The sequence below is a fragment of the Thermoanaerobacterium thermosaccharolyticum DSM 571 genome (assembly GCF_000145615.1).
GTDB classification, from domain to species: Bacteria; Bacillota; Thermoanaerobacteria; order Thermoanaerobacterales; family Thermoanaerobacteraceae; genus Thermoanaerobacterium; species Thermoanaerobacterium thermosaccharolyticum.
This window is the reverse complement of record NC_014410.1, coordinates 819,278-840,000: the sequence shown is the minus strand read 5'-3', so window position 1 is coordinate 840,000 and position 20,723 is coordinate 819,278. Positions and strand designations below refer to the sequence as shown.

The following is a 20,723-nucleotide window of genomic DNA, read 5'->3' as shown; positions in this document are numbered from 1 at the left end:
ACCCAGAGTCTCAACTTCCTGATATTTAATGTTTTCTTTATTCATCAGTTTGCTATTTCCGACAAGAATCTCTTTACCACCAACTTTAGCTAAAATCCCATGACCTGCAATTTCCTCATAGTTTTCAATTTTAGTAATATCGACATCTTTGTTATAGACTTTCAAAATGGATAGTGCAATTGGATGACTTGAGTGACTTTCAGCAAATGCTGCATATTCAATCAATTCCTCATCAGTAAAATCGGCTTGGGGGTTAACATCCACAACCTCAAATATACCTTTAGTTAAAGTACCTGTCTTATCGAAAACAACTGTTTCCACATTGTTCAACGCGTCAAGATAGTTACTGCCTTTTACTAATATACCTCTCTTCGATGCTCCACCAATCCCTCCGAAGAAGCCCAATGGTATTGAAATTACTAACGCACATGGACAAGATATAACTAAGAACACTAAGGCTCGATATATCCATGTAGAGAAAGTTGCACCGGGGATCACCAATGGAGGTATGATTGCTAAGGCTAATGCTCCAAAGACTACAATCGGAGTATAGAAACGGGCAAATTTTGTTATAAATTTTTCTGTAGGAGCCTTCTTACTGCTGGCATTCTGAACCAGATCCAAAATTTTAGATACAGTTGAATCACCAAAATCCTTTGTTACCTCTATTGTCAAAACGCCATTTTTATTAATGAATCCGCTCAATGCATCGTCTCCTGGCCCGAGTTCACGAGGAACAGATTCCCCTGTTAACGCTGCAGTGTCAACCATTGAGTTTCCTTCTATAACCTTGCCATCGAGGGGAACTTTTTCTCCTGGTTTAACAATAATGATGTCACCTATGTTTACCTCTTCAGGAGATACTTTCCTGATCTCATCGCCAACTTTAAGATTTGCATAGTCAGGACGAATATCCATCAAAGCACGTATTGATTTTCTGGAGTGACCTACAGCTATATCCTGAAACAATTCACCTACCAGATAGAACAGCATAACTGCTACACCTTCTGGATACTCTCCAACGAAGAAAGCACCAATGGTAGCAATACTCATCAAAAAATGCTCACTGAATACCTGACCGCGGGCAATACCTTTTATTGCTCTTAAGACAACCTCTCCACCAACTATGATATAACTAATAATAAACAAGGTAAGCTCAAGCCAATTTTGGAAATTAAAGATGATTCCCACGGCAAATATTGCTCCACCGACCACAAGTCTTATGATTTCTTTTTTGTTGACACCTTCTTCTTCCTCTTCGTTATTTTCGTTTATTTTGGTCTTGGAGTTATTCTCCTCAAAAATGACCTTTACATCTGGCTCTATTTTCTTTACTATGCCTTCAATCTTCTCATTTAACTCAGAGCGGTTGACTTTCGGACTTATTTCCAGTGTTAGTTTCTTCGAAACAAAATCTACTGCAGCAAATTCAACTCCTTCTAGACCGCTTATTTCTTTTTCCATTTTAGCTGCACAATTCGCGCAGCCAAGTCCTTCAAGCATTACTATGCTTTTGTTCACCTTTTTCTTCTCTGCATCAACTATTTTAACATCCGGCTCAAGTTTATTTACAATGGATGTTACTTCTCCAAGAATTTTACCAAATTCCTTTTTATCGACCGCTTCAATTGTCAGCTTCTTAGATACAAAATCAACGGTCGCACTATTTACTCCTTCAAGGCTTTGTGTTTGAGCTTCAATCTTTGCAGCACAATTCGCACAGTCAAGTCCTTCAAGTATTAATACTTTTTTATTGCTCTTGTTAACGGATTTTTCTTTCACTACCACATCCGGTTCGTGCTTGTGCACTATGGTTTTAACTTGCTGTAATGTATTCTTATACTCTTGCTCTGATTCAGTTTCTAAAGTCAATGTCTTGTTCATGAAGTTCATATAGGCTTTGACTCCATTTAATTTATTAACCTCATCTTCAATTTTAGCTGCACAATTTGCGCAATCTAAACCTTCTAAAATTACTTCCTTCTTTAACATTACTGACCCTCCTTTACTTACTTTCTTCTGAAATATGAATTAATCCCTGGTCAAATATTTGCTTTACATGTTCATCTTCAAGAGAGTAGAATACAATCTTTCCTTCTCTTCTGCTCTTTACTAGTTCAGCCTGCTTTAAGACTCTTAGCTGATGTGAAATTGCTGATTGGGTCATATTTAATAAGAATGCAATATCGCAAACGCACATCTCTGATTCATCTAATGCCCAGAGTATCTTAATTCTTGTTGAATCTCCAAAAACTTTAAATAGTTCTGCTAGATCATATAGAGTTTCTTCTTGAGGCATTTTTTCTCGCACTTTATTTACAATTTCCTCATGTATTACATCACAGTCGCATCTTTCAATTGGTTGAATTTTTTTTGCCATATTTATATCACCTCTTTATCATTCAATTGAACGCTTGAATAAACTTTCATATATATTGTAAACCTCAATTCTCCGTTTGTCAATAAAAACATATGAGTAATTGTTCAAGTGTGTTTATTTATTAGATTATCCCCAAGTATAAATAGAAAAGAACCGCCCATCAAGAAGTATTTCTCCTCAATCGGCGGTCAAGTTCATTTTAAATTAATACATCAATCTCTACTCCAGACTTAAACTCAACGGTCAGCTTATTATCAAATACCGTAACTTTTTCAATAAGCCGCCTTACCAGTTGCTCATCATATTCCTCCAGCTCATAGGACTGTTCATTCAAGAAGTCTGTCATTTCAGCTATTCGCTGCTTCTTCCTTCACGCTCTGCATTTTTAACCAGCGCATTTTGCTTCTGCTCCCGCAATCGGTAATCCAATTATGTCTCCTGTAGTTATTTATAATAGTATAAGTACTCTTCCCCTACTGGCGGCAATCTTATTACAATCCTATAAGTTTATTTCTATTTCTAACCCTGACTTAAACTCTACCACTAGCCTGTCATTATATACAGTTGCCTTTTCAACCAGTTTTCTGACCAGTTTATCATCAAACTCCGTAATGTCACCGGTTTGCGTGTTAAAGAAGTCCGTCATCTCGGCAATCCGATCCCGCTTATCTTGGCGAAGAGCATTTCTTGAAAGTGTTTCTTGCCTTAGATCACGTAAGCGGTAAATCTCGTTGACAATATTATCGTATGCTTCCTTTGAATTTGCCAATTGGATCAACTCGGTTTGAAGTTCTTCCAGCCTTTTATCAATATCTGCTGTACTCTCATCCAAATCCTCGCTTAATACGGTTTCAATATTCTTCTTCAGTATGGCCAGAAAAGAGTTTTTTCCGCTGACCGCTACATTGATGGCTTCTACAATTTTCTCTTTAAGCGTATCTTCAAGTATAGTGGAAGCGGTACAAAATAAACCGGTGTTTTCCAATCTGCTGATGCATCTCCATACGATTGATTTCTTTCCTCGGTTATTCCAATGAACCCTTCGAAATATTTCATGACAGTTGCCGCAGAAAACCATCTGTGATAAAGGATGCTTGTTGCTATAGTTTCTTTTCTTTCCATTCTTACTTATATGCACACATCTTCTTTTGACAAGCTGTTCCTGAACCTGCATAAAAATCTCACGCGGGATTATAGGCTCATGGCTGTTTTCTACATAGTATTGTGGAACTATACCGTTATTAGGTACCCTTTTCTTTGATAAAAAATCTACCGTATAGGTTTTCTGCAGCAGCGCATCACCGATATATTTTTCATTTCTCAAAATCTTATTGATGGTACTGGTATGCCATCTGGGATTGCCTGCACCCGTCAGAATTCCGTCAGCTTCCAGACCCCTAGCTATCTGTAGCATACTGGAACCTTCAAGATATTCTCTGTAAATGCGTTTGACGATCTCAGCTTCTTCAGGTACGATAACTAAATTGCCATCCTTATCCTTTGTATAGCCAAGAAACCGGTTGTGATTGATATGGATTTTTCCTTGCTGATATCGGTACTGAATACCCAGTTTTACATTCTGGCTTAACGATTGGCTTTCTTGCTGCGCCAAAGAAGCCATAATGGTCAGCAGGATTTCCCCTTTGGAATCCAGCGTGTTTATATTTTCCTTTTCAAAGTAAACCGGAATATTTTTTTCTTTAAGCTGCCTTATGTACTTTAGGCAGTCCAGCGTATTTCTTGCAAACCGGCTGATAGATTTCGTAATTATCATATCGATTTTACCCTGCATGCATTCTTCTATCATCCGGTTAAATTCTTCACGCTTTTTCGTGTTGGTTCCAGTAATCCCTTCATCCGCAAATATGCCAGCTAACTCCCATTCCGGATTGCTTTTAATGTAGTTTGTGTAGTGCTCAATTTGCGCTTCATAACTGGTTGCCTGCTCCTCGCTGTCCGTAGATACGCGGCAATAGGCTGCTACCCGAAGCTTAGGTAATTCCTCGGCATTTGCACTATTCCCAATTCGCTTACGGGCAGGAATTACCGTAACATTCCTGGTTGTCATCTAAAATCACCTCGCTCTTAATAAGACTATAAGCATACTCTGCCTGCTGAAATGGATCATCGTATAGATTATCTGGCATTGAAGCATGAAACTTAAAATTCAGGCATTTCTTTTCATTTCCTTTATGTTCATAAATCCTGCCAAGTGCCTCAGCTCGCCTGCGTCTTTCCAGTTATACTTCTTCGAATGTATCCCTGCTGATAATGGGCGGATAGAATTTATCCTCTACATACCGTTTATCTGTCAGCATTCTTGCAATAGATATATGGCAGCGCTTAATACCCGCGTTTTTGGCCGCTTCAGTTAAAGAAAGCCCGGAAAGATAAGCCCCAAACAGCTCCTTTATCTTAACCGCTTCCTTTTCGTTAACAACAGCCTTGCCGTTTTTAATGGCATACCCAAAAGGTATATGGCTCATCATCTCACCATCCTTTCCCTCAGGTTCAATCCGCATTTCATTTTGAAACCTATTTCCTCCTGTGAAAACACAATGATTTCGCGGGTAAAATCCTCAAATATTTCACTATCAAATGCATCAATCTGTTTTTCAGCTTTCGTTGCAAATTTAAGAAGCTTTTCAACCTCAACGAGGATAGTCTGACTCCCATCGATTGTGCGTTTTATGGCTTCTTTTTGTTCTTTTAATAAAGCCGCTTCTTTAAGCAGCTCATTTTTCTGTGTATTAAAAAGAGCGGGTTCCAGGTATCCTTTGGCCATAAGTCCCATAATTACCTGAACCCGCTCTGTATTTTCTTTGATTTTTGTTTCCATCTCCTGAATCTTTGTTATGTTATCTGAGTAATTTGTCTTCTTTAAGCTTTGCAGCAATGGCCTTAGAATGAACTTATGACCGAAAATAAGCTTATTAATCATAACAACAAAGGCCTGATGGATTGCATCCTCTCTGACAAACTTCATTGAACAGCTTGATGCGTCCTTTATATGCTTTGTGCAGCACCATGCAATATATTTACGGTCACCGCTGCCATGAATTCGACGCTTAAAATTACTGCCACATTCTGCGCATTTGATTTTCCCCGAGAATGGGTAACGTTTTTGATACTTGCTGCTTCCCTTAATTACACCTTTTTCTTTTGCTCTTTGCTTTAATATCTCTTGGGCAGTTTCAAATTCCTCATGGGATATAATGGCTTCATGATGATCTTTTATCATGTATTGATCTTTTTCCCCACGATTATAATGCCGCTTAAAATTCTCATCTGTATATGTTTTTTGCAGAAGGACATCCCCGGTATATTTTTCATTGCTAAGAATACCGCGGATAGTGGTCGCTGTCCAATGCGAACCTCTCTTTGTTGGGATTTTATCCAAATTTAACCCATCGGCAATTTTCTGTGTACCTTTACCTGCTAAAGCTTCAGAAAAAATCCGCTTTATGATTTCAGCCTGTTCTTTATTAATTAATAACTTTCCATCCACATAATCATAACCATAGGGAGGATATGCAATCTTGTATGTTCCGTTTTGAAACCTGCGCCTGATAGACCACTTACTATTTTCTGCAATGGATAATGACTCGTTTTCTGCAAGGCTGCTCAAAATTGTCAGCACCAATTCGCCTTCCATGCGCTGCGTGTTTATATTCTCTTTCTCGAAATAGATGAAAACACCGAGATCGGTAAGTTTTCGCACCATTTCAATGCAGTCGGTTGTGTTTCTGGCAAATCTGCTGACTGACTTGGTTATAATAAAGTCAATTTTCTTGTTTTCGCAATCTGCAAGCAGCCTTAAAAGTCCAGTTCGGTTTTCCTTTTTTGTGCCTGATATGCCTTCATCATAGTAAATCCCTGCAAACTCCCAATCAGGATTTGCTCTTATATAGGATTCATAATGGTCTTTTTGTGCTTCCAGGCTTGCCATTTGCTCATCACTATCGGTTGAAACCCTGCAATAAGCTGCCACTCTTACCTTTGGTTTGAAAGCTTGGAGAGCATTGTTTCCATCAATCCTTGTTACCTTTCTCACTGTTTTCACCTCCTTTGGGCATGTGACATGTTACCTCTGTGTGCCGCTAATAGCAAGCTAATTAGGCCATAAGCTGTGCGTACATCGGAGAGAAAGTTTTAAGATTTAACTTGTCGATTTTATGGAATTCTTCCTCTGAAATCAGTCTCGCTTTAAGCATCTTTTGCAGGATTTTATATGCCCGCCAGTAATCAACCTCTCTTTGAATTTCCTCCTGTGTTATCTTTGTATAGTTCGTTTCCTGCGGGTTATATGGTAAATGATTAGCCCCCTCTATCATTCAAGCACCTCCTATAAAAACTTGGGACAGCCGCGATTGGCTGTCCTTTATCGTTATTCCGGCAATTTCAGAACTTGTCCGGGGTAAATAGTATCTGAAGTCAGGCCATTGAGTTCCTTAATCTCCGGATATCTTGTTCCTCTGCCGAGTTCTTTTTCCGCTATTCTCCATAAGGTGTCGCCTTTTTGCACTGTATAGGTTCTATTGCCCTTGTTATCAGGAATGCTGTTTACAATTACAAGGTTTTCTTTTGCTACCCAAGTGTTTATGCCTGCAATCTCTTGACCGCCGGATTTCTTAACCTTTTTGCCAAGCAAAACACATTCTTTGCCGCCTTTTATGACCGGCTTGCCTTTGTATAAAGTTTGTGTGACCCTGTGGTAATAGTCATTTTTGACCCACGTTGGAACTTCTACACTGCCGGGGTAGTAATTCTTTACACTGACCTTAAACTCCACCATATCTCCAATTCCAATATCAGTATTGATATCTGTACTGTTCTCAGCGCTTTTTTTACTGCTTTACGGAAAGTGTCCATATTCTCCCCATGCTTGGGAAACCAGTGCATCACATCAGCATGGTTGCTGGCAATACCGAGCTTATATCCTTCGGAGTGGCAGATGATGTCATTCTCATTAAGACCGTACTTCTTGCAGAGCATAACGCAGAGTTCAACAGCATTCTGCCACGCTTTACGGAAATAAGCTTCTTGCTTTGCCGCATCATAGCCCACCATTACCGACCCGGATTTATATGTAAATCCGGCAGGCTCGCAGATTTCAAAGCCAATATGGGTATTGTTGGCGGATCCTCCTGCATGCCAGCCGCGGTGGTTCCAAGGCAGGTATTGCCAAACCTCCTTATCGTCCACAAAAGCGTGGACACAGACCTGTCTATTAATTTCACCGGCTTTGTAAGATTTGTTCCAGCGGGAAAACCAATCAGCAGCCATTACGCCCGGCACAGCCGTCGAATGTACCATGATTCCTTTAGGCGTGATTTTTCGACCAGCTGTATAGCAATCGTTTCGCGTCATGTATTTAGTAAAAAGCTTCATTTCTTTTCATCCTCCTCATTTGAGCGGCCATGCAGTTGTTCCAATGCGTTTTTCAGCTTTTCAGGAATGGGCAGTCCTATATGTGCTGCATTTTCAAGAATTGAAATGCCCTCGTTACTCAGGTAAAAGAAAATCACCGCTGTCCGGATTGCCCCGCCGTTGCCGAGCACCTGGCTGTCGATGATGTGTCCCACACCCACAAGTACAAAAATAAGCACCTTCTTAAAGATGCCCTTGGCACCGACTTCACTCGAAAGCTTTCTGTCTACAATGGCACACATCACGCCGGTCACATAGTCAATGACCACAAAAGCGATGAGCGCATATAAAAATCCATCCAGCCCTCCAAGAAACCAGCCAAGAAATCCGCCAATAGCAGTAAAAACCGCCTGCACCCAGTTCCATACTGTTTTCATTGTCTTAAACCTCCGTTTAACTTGAATTTTGCATATAAAAAAGCGCCCTGCCTTAAAGCAAAGCGCTGAATATATAAAACTTTTAACCTATATTTGCTTCGGAAGCGCCTCCCACAGCCGCATATCCTCCTGCCCAAGCGACCAGATGGCTATACCTCGCAGTTTCCATCGATAAGCCGCTTCATTTGCCCAGTAAACGAGGCTGTCCACATCCTGATAATACAGAATAGAAAAACCATCTGCATCTCCGAGGAAAAGTCGGGATATCCAGATATTGATGTCTTTTGGTATGATTTTTACTTCATAGTCATTACCGCAGGAAAGCGTCAAAAGCTGTGAGTGGAAAAAATCATAGTCCATCGAAATGTCCACACTGCGGGTTGCCGATTCCTCCACGTCGCCGTTTACTGAAAACACCTGAAATTCATCATCCCACGTGACACCAGTGCGAGCAAGCCTGCCAAAGCTGGTTTTAGTGCCATCCGGAAGCTCCACATCAAAACGCTCATATGGTTCATATACCCACGCATCGCCCAGCCGCAGCAACTCGCATACCGTCCGGTTGTCCGAACAGTATCCTGCATAACCGCTGCCACCGTTTACATTCACTGTGAAACGCAGGGTTGAAGCTGCACCGGAATATACTCTTACCTTATTGCCGCGTTTTCGCATCTCTATGGTATACATATTTGGATTAGCACGAAGATCGGCATCTGCAGTTTTTGAGAAACTGGCGGAGTAGCTGCCAAGCAAGGAAGTACCTTGATAAAGCTCGACTCTTTGCGTGTCATAATTTAAGCAGCAGAAAATATCACCAAGGAATACCACAGCCCTTCCGCTGCTATTTTGAGGGAAGGCCAGCCTTGCCCGGATATGAATATCGGAAAACCCGTCGTATTTCCATGCAAGTTTGCCATATCCCTCAAGCTGGGAATATGGACGGTTTTCTGTGCTGTCTGGGTCTTGCCAAACATCCCATTCGCCATCCAGCACAGTCCAGTAGTTTTCAGGCAGGATGTTCCTGTCTCGAAAATCCTCATACCAAATAAGCGCCGAGTCGGGTTTTCTTCGCAACATTTCAAAGGTCAGTTTAAACCCTCGATCCGGCTCAACCATCACACCATTTACATCCTTGAACCGACGAGGAGAGAGCATAAAGCTGGCTTCACCGGCAAAGGGATACTCCGAAAATCCACTGCAAACCCTAAAACCGTAAAACTGGACTCCCGGCACACCACCACTTATGCTGACAGCATGCGTTCCCTCTTGGAGAAATACACCTTTTGCAAGTGTCAACCAGCAAACTCTTCTCCAGTATGGCCACCATAAACGGTTCTCGCTGAAAGTCTTTGATATACCATCAAGGGAAACGATAATCGCATTTTTGTCCCAGTAAGGAAAGCAAAGCTGTACTGCAATATCGTAATATCCCGCTTCTCTTATCTCAAAACGGTACTCTGCTGACGCCTGGTCATCTCCAAGTGAGGCCATCTCATCAGTAATAATGACATTTCCTTCGTATTCATCCGGAACTCCGTTCCTGTCAATATAAATGGTTCCGAACTCCGCTTTCTGCTCCTTGCCATAGCTTGTCAAATATCTTCGCCTGTTGTAAACCCCTTTTAGCAGCGGATATTCCCAAGATACAGCATCCCATCCTTCCATATAGTCATATACATGAGGAAGAGCCCAAGGTACTTTGTTATAGTCATCCCAGTAAGCCACAATTGGAATAAACGGCTGGGGCGGTGCATCGCCTGTGAAATTGTAAACCCCAGTCATCCAGTATTTTGCCGCATAGTAGGTATTAGACACTCCTCGATAGGTTATTCCGAGGTTTTCAGGTGTATCATGAATCCTCCAGTTCCAGCCATAAGCAGGCAACCCCATGAATATCTTGTTGGGTGACATAACGGAAACAGCATAATCATATATGCCCTCAAGCCAGTCACGAGGAGATACCGGGCCGGGAGCAGAGCCCGCCCATGCCATGCCATAGCTCATGATAGCGGCGGTATCGCAATAGTCGTTAAGATCGGCATAAACACACCAGTTTTCACCGCCCACTGAGCCTTGAACGCCGGTCATACCCGGAAGGCAGATGTTGACAAGCTTTGTTGCATCATAAGACTTAACTGTATTGTATATATCCCTAAATAAAGCATTCGCCGCATCCTTGTTTTCATAACCTCCACCGCGCTCAAGGTCAATATCTACCCCAGCGCACCATGGATACTTGTTCATTATTCGGATGATTTCAGTGAGAAACTTATCCTTTGCACCGTTTTCGTTGTTGCGAAGTGTAGTAAAAATATTGGCTATTCCATGATTCATAATAGTGAGCAACCACTTAATGTGCGGCCATTTCTGAATATACGGAAGCATGCTGCTGATGCTGGTACCGGTTTCAGTGATTGTACCTGTTGCGTCAACCTCAAAAGTAAAAATGCCTACCGTATCAAGGCGGTCGCCATAGTCTCTAAGTGCTTCATACATTCGGGCATTTCCCATAAAACTCCACACCATGCACCGTTTGCCTTTTAAGAAATCCCTCACAACCGATCGCCGCCTTCCTGCATCTCCTGAAATTCAAAGAGCACCCGCGCCGATTTTCTCTCTTCCAGTTTCACTGTATGTTTGCTGTCCCATGCCGCAGAATATTGATAAAACCCATCCTTAGGAGTCTGACTTCCGTTTTTTAGGCATTGGCGGGTGGAAGCCTTGAGTGTCAGCTCATCGCCTGCGTTAACCGAGTCAAGAAACCTTACCTTATGCGCGCCCATACCTTGGGATATTTCAATACTTCCTGCGGCCATATACTGTATAGGATAGATATAGCAGTCAAGACCAGCAGAAGTTTTACCCAGGTTGAATAAAATTACAGTCTCCGCTGTTCGCACCACACCGTTATAATGCCGGGGCGGAACTGGCTGCCCGTTTTCCTGCATTTTCGTTAACATTTTGCTCGTGTGGACGGTATAGCCCGTCAACTGATCTCCATCCTGAAGCTGCAGGTCGGTGAAATAGATTATTCCGGTACAGTCGGAAATCTTGAGTATCACAGTAACGCCCACCACATGTTTATTGCTTTTTAGTTGTATGGTTTCTGTAAATCTTGAAAACTGCATCCATTTCACCTACCCGTCTAATGTCCACTGAATTTCGCATACATGCCCGATCCATCCAGTGGAAACCGAACCGCCCTGAAGCAATAAGTCTGTAAAGTACACTGTGCCGGTGCAGTCAGTGACGCACAGCCTGATGGTGATAGATTTGACTCTGCTGATACTTTTGGGAGAAATACTGTGTGCAATCTGATTGAAATATGCCATATCATCACCCTCAAATCAGGTCTATAAATCTTGTTTCTGTTGTACCGTCCTCGTATTCAATGACTATCTCAACACCAACTTGGCCGTTTTCGCCCTTTTCAAGGTTTTCGGAAGCAATCTGCGCTGAAAATGTATAACTTTTACGTGTTGCTGGGTATACCGTCTGTGACAGACTCTTTGTCATACCAGGTACACCAACAGCCTTGAAGGAAGCAGTTCCCGAAACACCATTCTCAGTATCCACTTCAAAGCCGGAATTGACCCAGTAGGCAAAACCATCATCCGCTCTGGAATTGCGCAGATGGTTGAATGGTACCATATCTTTAATTTCCTGACGGTTTATCAACTCTGCTGAGGACAGCGCATCCGCTGCCTTGTCCCACTGTGCTGAAGAATCGCCGAGTTCCCGCAGTTTAGTTGAAAGCTCAATCACTGTTTTCCATGGCTCCTGCAAGTTATACTGCCTTCTCACAACACGAGTCTTTACCAAAAGGCCTAGTTCTTTATCGTCCACTGTAACAATATCACCCAGTTTCCATGCTTCGTGCTCATAACCGGTTAGCGCAGATAAATCCATTGCAGACAGTACATAAGAAACGCGAGGCTTCGAATATTCTGCAAGCCGCATTTTTGCATATTCCAGCATCTGATACGGATTTGTAAACGACGAACAATCAAGCGTCGACACCCTCACTTCACTGGAAAAAGTGTAATCTTCCACGTATTCCTTACCTCCATTAATTGAAGCGAAGGTCAATCCGTCCTTTCCATAAGCATAGAGCCTTGTCACTAATTCGCGTGTATCGACTACCCGCTGAATACTTTTCAAATTCTTTCTATATGAAAAAAGCGCTCCGCTATCAGTACCACTAAAAGTCAAAAGGTGTACCTGGCAGTTGGCGCTGTCAAACACCAGATCGCCGCCATAAATATTCTGTACGGCGCGAAGGATGGATAAGGCATTTTTTTCTGTACACTGCCATGTCCGTTTCGTAGTGACAGTAACATTTCCTACTGTCCAACCTGTACCAAGGAGTGCATATTGCATCGGAACATCTGCAGTATCTGCATTGAATTCTCTAGGTTCTTTTTCCGCACTGAAAGACAGATCGTAAAATACCGCTTCAGCATATACTTGCGTAATAACACGCCCATCTTCGCTTTTATTGTCCGTTAAAGTTCGGATCCGGTAAATGTCATTTACGATTTGCACTTGTTTTTCATTTTCCAGTGTGCTTCTTTTTGGATCATGGAACGGAAGCTTGAATTCCAGCGTATCCGCGCCGTTCACCTCACCAGTGACAATGATATCAAAGGCATTTTCAAGAACAGCTTCCCATGCTCCGTTTTTGTCCAAAATCACAGGACGGGCAAAGCCTAATTTCTCATAGGGCGCTTTCGGTATATCATGAAGCTGTATTTCCAGAAGTTTTGGCGTCCTCAACGGATCGCTGCTGGTAAGGGTAACACGGAACCTTATATATTGCCGATTTGGCGATTGAAGTTCACCGCTGGTTCCCACAGCCTGCCATGCAGACCATTCTTCAAGATCATCGCTTGTGCTGGTCTCTACTAAAGACACTGACGTAACACCTGCAGTATATTCGCTTACGACAGCTACACGGCCGCTACCTGATAAAGCACATGAAACCGCCCTTGTATAAAGTACGCCACTTGCAGGATACTCGCCATCTGTTGCTTTTAGGGTGACTGTGCCAGGCTCTGCCAAAGCATCTACATCCGAAGCCGCATCCCCACCGTTTGCATGTAAAGACGACTTAAAATATAACAGCAAATCATCAGCTGTAAGCTGTGAGTCCGTTTCCAGAAACCAGTCATCAAAGCCTCCGGCATAGTAGTAGGTATTTGCATGCATACCCATAATAATGTCTGCTATACATTCCCGGTTCAATTCTCCCGAAAAGGAACGCACAGGCGACACCCAGGTTGCCCCGTCGCTGCGATCGCATATGATGTTCTGTACCTTTTTGTTGTTTACTTCAATGATGGAAGCGATAAAATACCAGCCGCCATTTTTCAAGGTAATGGTAGCCGTTTCACTCTGGTCGTAAATTAGTGTGCCGGAGGAGTTATACAACATCAGCCTAAGTCTTCCTTGATAAAGTGAAACATAAAAAATTGGCTGACCAGGTCCTTGGCGGGTATTGAATATGGGTATATATGTCTGGCCAACCGAATAGGTGGTAGGATTAATCCAACCGCCTACAACAATCTTTTCGCCCAGATTGCTAAAGAAACTCCCATCATTTTCTGCTATAAGATGGGTCTTTTCAGAAGTCGGATTAACAATATTTTGCCTAAAGTATCTTCCGAATCTTCCAGCAATAAGGTTTGCTGATGTACCTGACCAGCCGGAGATGGTAAAATGTCTGCCATGTCCCGATGAGTCTATAAGCTGAAGATTTTCGTCTGGTGTTTTTTCATTAAATCGCCATAAAGCAGACGTCCTTGATGTTACAGGAAACTCACCGGTAAAATCCTCTTGGTTTGTCAGGATTGATTTTATCGCCATATCGTCGTCACAAACTCCTTTCCGCTACGCCCGCCTGTCGGCGGACATTCGCTCCAATCCGTTGTTCCTCCTCTCCCCACAAAGTCTTACGACTTTGCGGGGTCCCCGGAGTTTATCTCCATCTGCTTTTTGCCTGTATTTTTAACTCAGTAAAGGTCGCGTTTTCTGCGGCAATCTCAATATGATTAACCCCTTTCCTGAGAATTGGAAAATTCAGATCCTGCAGGCTGGGAAGGCCATTTCTCAAGGTTCCGCCTGTTTCATCAATAACCTTAGCTGTTACCATGCCGGAGTCGACAATCAGAGTCTCACCTTCAGATAATGAGCCAACAATTAGCAATTCCTCGCCGTTTGTAATAAGCGAAATATAGCTTGATGAGGACGTTGATATCAAACCCTTCAAGAGATAAACCGGATTGGAATCCGCATTTCCTTTAACCCTCTCCAATTCATGCAGACCTGTTTCAGAAAGAACAAATACCTCATCTTCCAACGCATAAGCATATGGGTCGGGACAAACAAACCGAAGTTCAAAGCTGCCCGCTGTCCGCAATATCCGCTCACAGTCAACCGCTTCTGATAAGCGAGCCATGAAATATCGGTCGGGCAAATCATCTATAACAAGTTGCTTAAGCCCGTTTTCCGGATTTAACCATTCTGCAACATTATCAAGAACCGATACAAGATCGGCAAAACTGCGCTGGGGAAGCACACTACAGCTAATTATTATGTTTCGTTCTGATATATCGCAGCCAAAATCTGCAATACCTGCTTTGCCCGGCACAGTTTCAAAGGAATTGCGCAGGGCAGGGGAGATCTGCCATTTGGTAAGTCTTGCTCGTATTTTCATACTTTGCGACGATATTCCATTGTAGATAAATCCCATATGCTTCCCTCCATTACGCTGTTATAAAACGTCCCTGCGCCCTTGAACCTGTCTGCATCAGGTTGTATAACTCCTGTGAAATCCTACGTATGTCTTCTTCACCACGAACAATCATCTGCTGCACCACAACAAGCGGCCCGGAAGCTAAACCGCTAAATCCGCCTCGTCCACTTACATTAATGTCAGGAGAAACATTAAAGTCAGTCGGCACTGCATTTTGCATATCGTCCGCCACTCTGGCCATAGCTTTGTCAAATCCCTCACCAATACCCAGTGCCATATTGCCGCCAATACCTTCAAAAACAGTGGACGGAGATCTGATTCCAAGAAAATTCTTTACTCCATCAACAATACCGGAAAAGAAACCGGAAACCTTATCCTTAATCCAGCTACCAAGGCTTTTAATACCTTCCCAGATGCCTTTTACAATGTTCTTACCAATCTCAACCACTGAAACAACCGCCTTGCCCAAGCCTTCTATAATAGCCGCAACAATCTGAGGTAAAGACTTTACTAGTTCTGGAATGGCTTTCACAAGCCCGGCAGCAAGCTGTACGATAAGCGTAATTCCCAATTCTATGATCTTCGGCATATTGTTCGTCACAAAGTCAATGATTGTTGTAATTATCCTCGGCAGTGCTTCAATTAGTTCTGGCAATGCATTTAAAAGTCCCTGCGCAGTCCCTGAATCAATGTAAAAGCAGCTTCAAGGATTTTGTCCATATTATCCAGCAGCCCTTGCACAATGGTGATCACTGCTTGAACCGCTGCTGGAATTAGCTCCGGTAATGCTTCTCCAAGCCCCATTACCAACGCTGTGATTAGCTGTACCGCTGCATCAATGAGTAAAGGCAGGTTATCAATGAGTGCTCCGACAATGGTCATGACCGCATCTACTGCTGCTGGAATCAGCTCCGGCAGCAGGCCCAAGAGAGTTTGAAGCACCTGAGAGAACAATTCAGTTACAGTTTGCAACAGCACGGGAAGCAGATCTTTGACTGCTGAGATAATCGCACCGGTTGCCTCCGGCAGAGCAGCCACTATATTTTCCAAAACCGGTACAATATTTTTAACTACAGCCTGAAAGGCATCCACAAGATTTTGTGTTAGGTTCGTCATATCAGCGTTCGCATTGCCAAGTCCTGCTATAAACGAACTTAGAGAGGCTTGTAAAAGACCAATGGAACCGCTGATGGTCTGGGTAGACTCTCTTGCGAAGTTGCCAGCATACTGTTCGGTTTTTTCAAAAAACATCTGCATGGCGATCTCGGCCTTTTCGGCATTGGTTGCGCTATTCCAGGCAAAATCCAGCCCTTTTGCAAGAGCATAAGCTTCGATGGTAGTGGCGTTCATGGCGACGCCCAGATTATCCATCATGGTGAAGTTACCCTTGGCTGCGCCAGCGATGGATTCCATGGCAGTCTGCATGTCAATGCCCATAACCGAAGCCATATCTGCCGCCCGTTGCATGGCCTTCTCAGTAAGCTCCAGACTTTTTTGCTGATCGACACCAGCACCCTGAAACAGTGCGCCCATTTTGTTGGCGGTGGCAAGGTACTCGGATTGGGATAAGCCCAGATTCTTGTAGGCTTCTTCTCCCGTTTTTTGGATACGTGCAGCATATTCGCCAAACACAGCTTCAGAACCGCCAAGGTTCTGCTCAAGCTCACCAAACTGCTCCACGACCTCTTTTCCCAGCTTGATGGCAGCCGCGCCCGCTGCGGCCGCTGCGGCACCCATAGCCGCACCAACACCTTTGAGGACACTGCCCAGTTTCTCAAATTTCGAGCCGGATTTTTCGGCATTGTCTCCGCTTTCCTTCAATTCGTCCCCAAGCTCGTCTGCACTTTCAGCAGACTGTTCGAGCTCGCGCTCCATTTTGTTCAGCTCTGCTTTGGCGTTGTTAAGCTGTATCTGCCAGGACTGCGTCCGCTTGTCGGTCTCCCCGAAAGAGGAGGCGGCGTTGGCAAGCGCTTTCTCCAAAGTAGCAATTTTTTCTTTCTGCAATTCGATTTCTTTATTCAGCACCTTGTTTCTTGCAGTAACAGCTTCAACTGATTTATCTTGCTTATCAAACTGAGATGCAACCAGGTTCATCTCGCTGCCCAGTACCTTAAAACTTTGGTTGATCTCACGAATGGCGTTCTTAAATTCCTTTTCGCCTTCAATCCCAATCTTCAAGCCAAAATTGTCTGCCACATAACCGCCTCCTTTCGAGTAAAAATTAAAAAATTATAAAAGGCTATTGTATTTCAATGCGGTTTGGCATATACTAATAGTAGGGAAAGTAGGGAATTTCCTGCTTTTCAAATCCTAAAAAGGAGGACTTAGCATGAACGTTCCCATAGTTGATAATGCAAAGGTAATGGCAAAAGGCCAGATCACGCTGCCAAAAGATATCCGCTCCAAACTTCGCCTTTCCACCGGAGACCGCGTCACCCTCATTTGCGAGGAAGACCGGGTTATCCTTATGAACTCCGCTGTCTACGCCATGAAAATGCTACAGAAAGAAATGGAGGGCGAAGCGGAAAAAGCCGGGATCCGCAATGATGACGATGTTATGGATCTGGTGAAGGACGTCCGCGCGGAGATTGAAGGTCTATGAGAGTGTTAATTGACACCAACATCCTGATCTCCGCTTCCTTGAGCTGCGAAGGAACGCCTTATCAGGCGTACATTAAAGCTGTAACACACCCCAACCATGGTATGGTTTGCGATCAAAACATCGATGAGCTTCGCCGGGTATACAACCGGAAATTCCCCCATAAGATCCAGGCGCTTGAACGCTTTTTGGCGATTGCGCTTACTGTTCTTGAAGTTGTTCCAACTCCCGCAGTTGACGTGTCGGATGAGGCGCTTGTCCGGGACGCATCCGACAGGCCAATACTCAGGGCGGCCATTGCGGTAAAAGCTGACGTGCTTGTAACCGGAGACAGGGATTTCCTTGAATCCGGCATAACAAACCCAAAGATCGTAACAGCGGCAGAGTTTTTGCAAATGGAATAAAAGCAGCTTTTTAAAGCAGGGATTACAGCCACCCTGCTTTTTTGCTGCTTATATTCCATAAGGTATCACATCATCAATGGTCAGCATCCGCTTTGGTTTCGCCAGCCCTAAAAACTGCTTATGGCACTCCCATAAATCCAGCAGGTATGCAATAGGCATGAGCCATACTTCTTCCTCTGAACGATTAAGCTGAACAGTGCCGTAATATAGAAGCCGAGTGAACAATTCCTCATCGCTCACTCGACCGGTGTGTTTTTTAAGTCATCCTCACTTTCAACGTTTCTTTTAGTACCCTTGAACATTGCTTCCATGATAGCGTCTTTATATGCTGCCAGTTCCAAGGGAGATGTGAGAAGTTCCACTGTCTCTTCAGTCAGGAGTTCATGCTTATCCTGATTTTTAAGGTTGTGTATCAAAATGCTCTGGTTGGCCAGCAGTGTAATCAGCCACACCACTTCGTCAAGAGCCATCTCGAATTTCTCGGTTTTCATCAGTTTCGTGCCGAGGTTTTCAAGACCGCTGTACCTTTTTGCAATCTCCTTTGTCGCTTTAGTGGTTAGAATAAGCTGATATTCTTCATCACCGATTTTAATGATTGCGCTTCTGTCATTATCCTGCATCATTCACTGCCTCCTCCCACAGCAAATACCGGCTCATAAACCTCCGTATACCAATTATTAATGATTTCAGGCAATACTCCGGGATCGTCTTCGCTGACCTCTGCCTTCCAAGGGTGCTTTCCCTGGCCATCTGGTTTGTTACGTCTCATGACTGTCCCTTCAATGGTGGGTGTTGAAAAGGTAATGCTATCACCTTTCGTTTGCAGATTTGTCGCCGGGATTCCAAATTTCACCCTGTAAAGCCAAAAATACCTGTACTTGCCGTTAGCTTTCTTGGCTCTAAAGCCAATTGCCACAGGCGCACCTCCATCCTCACTGGTGGAAATCAGCACCTTATTGTCATCAAGGGTGGCTCCCGTCAAAACCTCAGCAGCGTCTGCTCCGATATCTGCAACGCCAAGAGTCAGGGTACCGCTTTGAAATTCCTTGACCACTTCTGCCGCCCCGTCATCGGCATAAAGTGTTGCCTCTGCCAGCTCCACAGAAAGTTCTGCCGTAATAGCCTTAGCCAGCGGAACAGGCGTGTCATAGGTCTCTTCTCCGTTTTCATTCTCGGTTATTTTGGCATAATATAACCTGTCCAGTCCGATTGTGGCCATGTTTTTCATTCCTCCTTTACTTCATACTCTTTTGCCACATCAATGGCATAGTGGTGATAGCCGGTATCGTCCTCATGGCCTATATACCGCCTGTCGGTAATGGTAAAGCCTGCTTGAAGCAATGTGTTCACTATTTCGTTTTTACGGGCAGTGTAGTTTCCCTTTATAAATAAAGACAACCTTACCTCCTGGGTTTCGGCCTGAGGCCGGTTGTCTGCAAAAACTTCAAATGTATCTGTCATTGGAGTTATGACAAGGTACTCATCCGGCGGTACACCGCTAAATACTCCGGTTTCAATGGGGATACCCAAAGCATCCAATAACGAGTTTAATTCTGACAATATGCTCATATACGACCCAGCTCCTGTTCCAGTCTTGACTTCATTACTTCGATGCAGGACTTCCTTGTAGCTGATTTTGCCGGTTTCAAAAAGGGCCTTGGAGGCTGCCCGGACTTGCTATACTCAATAATATTAGCAATCTTCGCATTGCTTTCCCCATCCTTCCTTGGTTCAGTAAAGCCGATTTTTATGTTATGGTTTCCATCCCTGTCCTGTTTGGCAGGAGAGAGTCCCAAAGCATTTACCAATTCACCGGTTGCTCTGGACGGATATTTAGTGCCTCTCCCGATAACTGACTGAAGATTGGACTTCACTTTTGAAAGAACCACTTCCCCGCCTGCTTCCAGCACCTTAGGTATGATTTCGTCTGTTCTTTCTCCAAGTCTGGATAACTTGAGCAAGAACTCTTCCGGCATTTTAACTTCCACCTTAGCCACGTTGCAGCCCCTCCTTTTATGCTTTGCTTGATTTCACCTTTTCCGCAAGCACCTCAATATACATTCCGCGTCCTTTTACGTCCTCAACACTGATAATGTTGTACCGGCCATCGCGGCAAACGAGTACAAGATCTGTGGTAACTTCCAGGTTAGGGATCCTACGGAAGCGGAACAGGGCAGACGCCTGCGAAAACGCCGCCCTGTTTGCCCATTTTTCACTGCCATGCCTATCTTCCTTGTATGCCCTTACCGAAGCGAGAATAACATCACCTTTTTCAGCAAACCCCTCACTATCCTTAACCGGCTTGGTTGAGATAATGTCCACGAAAGTTTTCATTTTCCCAAAGCTCATATCGTCCTCACAAACTCCATATCATTCGTTTCCGCGCAAGCGCGAAAAGCTCATTCATTCCGTTGTTCGTCCTCTCCCCACAAAGTCGGATGACTTTGCGGGGGCCCCTATATCTTCCAATCCCGGTCAAGCCGCAGCAATAGATTAACTGTATTCCATACCTGCTGTCCTGCCTGCACACTATCCCCAAAAAAGCCAGCCGTCGAGCCATCCCTGCTTTCATAAAAATGGCTCGACAGCATAATGACAGCCTGCTCAGTAGTAGGCAGCATTGGGTTTTCGGCATAATATCCTTCCGGCTTTTTCTGGTAACTTTCTGCATAGGCCACTGCGGCTTTGATATACTCTTGTAAAAGTGCATCATCTTCGTTGTGTTGCAATATGAGGTTTGCTTTAACCTTCTCCAAAAGTTCCATGCCGCAGCACCTCC

23 protein-coding genes and 1 pseudogene (1 of these 24 cut by a window edge) are annotated in these 20,723 nt (G+C 43.7%); 2 read left to right on the top strand and 22 right to left on the bottom strand.

What is annotated here, in order from left to right; all coding sequences use genetic code 11:
• From TTHE_RS04080 to TTHE_RS04015, 15 genes and pseudogenes are all read right to left on the bottom strand, one after another.
• Positions 1-1,992, bottom strand: partial view of a heavy metal translocating P-type ATPase gene (locus TTHE_RS04080; protein ID WP_013297335.1) — the 5' portion only. 606 nt of this gene lie to the left of the window's left edge; only the first 1,992 of its 2,598 coding nucleotides appear in the window; the start codon lies at positions 1,990-1,992; its stop codon lies beyond the left edge, outside the window.
• A gap of 13 nt (positions 1,993-2,005) precedes the next feature.
• A complete protein-coding gene (locus TTHE_RS04075) occupies positions 2,006-2,380 on the bottom strand; it encodes an ArsR/SmtB family transcription factor (RefSeq protein WP_005584884.1) in 375 nt (124 codons plus the stop codon).
• Between the two features lie 199 nt (positions 2,381-2,579).
• Positions 2,580-2,726: a hypothetical protein gene (locus tag TTHE_RS04070; protein WP_028306869.1), complete on the bottom strand. Its 147-nt coding sequence runs from the start codon at positions 2,724-2,726 to the stop codon at positions 2,580-2,582.
• 153 nt (positions 2,727-2,879) lie between these two features.
• The gene (locus TTHE_RS04065) at positions 2,880-4,448 is read right to left on the bottom strand and encodes a recombinase family protein (RefSeq protein ID WP_013297334.1); all 1,569 of its coding nucleotides are present in this window, start codon (positions 4,446-4,448) and stop codon (positions 2,880-2,882) included.
• Between the two features lie 172 nt (positions 4,449-4,620).
• Positions 4,621-4,866: a recombinase family protein gene (locus tag TTHE_RS15085; protein WP_231292720.1), complete on the bottom strand. Its 246-nt coding sequence runs from the start codon at positions 4,864-4,866 to the stop codon at positions 4,621-4,623.
• A complete protein-coding gene (locus TTHE_RS04055; protein WP_013297333.1) occupies positions 4,866-6,434 on the bottom strand; it encodes a recombinase family protein in 1,569 nt (522 codons plus the stop codon). The genes TTHE_RS15085 and TTHE_RS04055 overlap by 1 nt, the downstream gene beginning before the upstream one ends.
• A gap of 61 nt (positions 6,435-6,495) precedes the next feature.
• Positions 6,496-6,714: an SHOCT domain-containing protein gene (locus tag TTHE_RS04050; RefSeq protein WP_013297332.1), complete on the bottom strand. Its 219-nt coding sequence runs from the start codon at positions 6,712-6,714 to the stop codon at positions 6,496-6,498.
• Between the two features lie 53 nt (positions 6,715-6,767).
• Positions 6,768-7,771 (bottom strand): annotated as a pseudogene (locus TTHE_RS14890) (N-acetylmuramoyl-L-alanine amidase).
• Positions 7,768-8,187: a phage holin family protein gene (locus TTHE_RS04040; RefSeq protein ID WP_013297329.1), complete on the bottom strand. Its 420-nt coding sequence runs from the start codon at positions 8,185-8,187 to the stop codon at positions 7,768-7,770. The pseudogene TTHE_RS14890 and the gene TTHE_RS04040 overlap by 4 nt, the downstream one beginning before the upstream one ends.
• 87 nt (positions 8,188-8,274) lie before the next feature.
• A complete protein-coding gene (locus TTHE_RS04035; protein WP_013297328.1) occupies positions 8,275-10,743 on the bottom strand; it encodes a glycosyl hydrolase family 18 protein in 2,469 nt (822 codons plus the stop codon).
• Positions 10,740-11,315 carry a hypothetical protein gene (locus TTHE_RS04030; RefSeq protein ID WP_013297327.1) on the bottom strand — a complete coding sequence of 192 codons (576 nt, stop codon included), beginning with the start codon at positions 11,313-11,315 and terminating at the stop codon, positions 10,740-10,742. Before TTHE_RS04030 ends, TTHE_RS04035 begins: the two co-directional genes overlap by 4 nt.
• 214 nt (positions 11,316-11,529) lie before the next feature.
• Entirely contained in the window at positions 11,530-14,052 is a 2,523-nt protein-coding gene (locus TTHE_RS04025; protein ID WP_013297326.1) for a phage tail spike protein, read from the bottom strand.
• A gap of 112 nt (positions 14,053-14,164) precedes the next feature.
• Complete coding sequence (locus tag TTHE_RS04020) at positions 14,165-14,938, bottom strand: distal tail protein Dit (RefSeq protein ID WP_013297325.1); 774 nt, start codon at positions 14,936-14,938, stop codon at positions 14,165-14,167.
• Between the two features lie 13 nt (positions 14,939-14,951).
• Positions 14,952-15,596 carry a phage tail protein gene (locus TTHE_RS15080; RefSeq protein WP_231292719.1) on the bottom strand — a complete coding sequence of 215 codons (645 nt, stop codon included), beginning with the start codon at positions 15,594-15,596 and terminating at the stop codon, positions 14,952-14,954.
• Between the two features lie 5 nt (positions 15,597-15,601).
• Positions 15,602-17,137, bottom strand: a complete 1,536-nt coding sequence (locus tag TTHE_RS04015; protein WP_231292718.1) for a phage tail protein — start codon at positions 17,135-17,137, stop codon at positions 15,602-15,604.
• 133 nt (positions 17,138-17,270) lie between these two features.
• Here TTHE_RS04015 and TTHE_RS04010 point away from each other — a divergent pair, with 133 nt between their 5' ends.
• Together TTHE_RS04010 and TTHE_RS04005 are read left to right on the top strand one after the other, a co-directional pair.
• The gene (locus tag TTHE_RS04010) at positions 17,271-17,543 is read left to right on the top strand and encodes an AbrB/MazE/SpoVT family DNA-binding domain-containing protein (protein ID WP_004463997.1); all 273 of its coding nucleotides are present in this window, start codon (positions 17,271-17,273) and stop codon (positions 17,541-17,543) included.
• The gene (locus tag TTHE_RS04005) at positions 17,540-17,944 is read left to right on the top strand and encodes a putative toxin-antitoxin system toxin component, PIN family (RefSeq protein WP_013297324.1); all 405 of its coding nucleotides are present in this window, start codon (positions 17,540-17,542) and stop codon (positions 17,942-17,944) included. The genes TTHE_RS04010 and TTHE_RS04005 overlap by 4 nt, the downstream gene beginning before the upstream one ends.
• 48 nt (positions 17,945-17,992) lie before the next feature.
• Here the strand turns inward: TTHE_RS04005 and TTHE_RS04000 are convergent, their stop codons facing one another.
• The 7 genes from TTHE_RS04000 to TTHE_RS03970 all read right to left on the bottom strand — a co-directional run bounded on the left by TTHE_RS04000 (position 17,993) and on the right by TTHE_RS03970 (position 20,709).
• Complete coding sequence (locus TTHE_RS04000; RefSeq protein ID WP_231292717.1) at positions 17,993-18,169, bottom strand: hypothetical protein; 177 nt, start codon at positions 18,167-18,169, stop codon at positions 17,993-17,995.
• Between the two features lie 11 nt (positions 18,170-18,180).
• Complete coding sequence (locus TTHE_RS03995) at positions 18,181-18,564, bottom strand: hypothetical protein (protein WP_041587533.1); 384 nt, start codon at positions 18,562-18,564, stop codon at positions 18,181-18,183.
• Positions 18,564-19,163, bottom strand: a complete 600-nt coding sequence (locus TTHE_RS03990; protein WP_013297321.1) for a major tail protein — start codon at positions 19,161-19,163, stop codon at positions 18,564-18,566. Before TTHE_RS03990 ends, TTHE_RS03995 begins: the two co-directional genes overlap by 1 nt.
• A 5-nt stretch (positions 19,164-19,168) precedes the next feature.
• Positions 19,169-19,513 carry a hypothetical protein gene (locus TTHE_RS03985; protein WP_013297320.1) on the bottom strand — a complete coding sequence of 115 codons (345 nt, stop codon included), beginning with the start codon at positions 19,511-19,513 and terminating at the stop codon, positions 19,169-19,171.
• Positions 19,510-19,941 carry an HK97 gp10 family phage protein gene (locus tag TTHE_RS03980; protein ID WP_013297319.1) on the bottom strand — a complete coding sequence of 144 codons (432 nt, stop codon included), beginning with the start codon at positions 19,939-19,941 and terminating at the stop codon, positions 19,510-19,512. Before TTHE_RS03980 ends, TTHE_RS03985 begins: the two co-directional genes overlap by 4 nt.
• Positions 19,942-19,957: 16 nt before the next feature.
• The gene (locus TTHE_RS03975; RefSeq protein ID WP_013297318.1) at positions 19,958-20,293 is read right to left on the bottom strand and encodes a head-tail adaptor protein; all 336 of its coding nucleotides are present in this window, start codon (positions 20,291-20,293) and stop codon (positions 19,958-19,960) included.
• A gap of 107 nt (positions 20,294-20,400) precedes the next feature.
• Entirely contained in the window at positions 20,401-20,709 is a 309-nt protein-coding gene (locus TTHE_RS03970; RefSeq protein WP_013297317.1) for a head-tail connector protein, read from the bottom strand.
• Between the last annotated feature and the right edge of the window lie 14 nt (positions 20,710-20,723).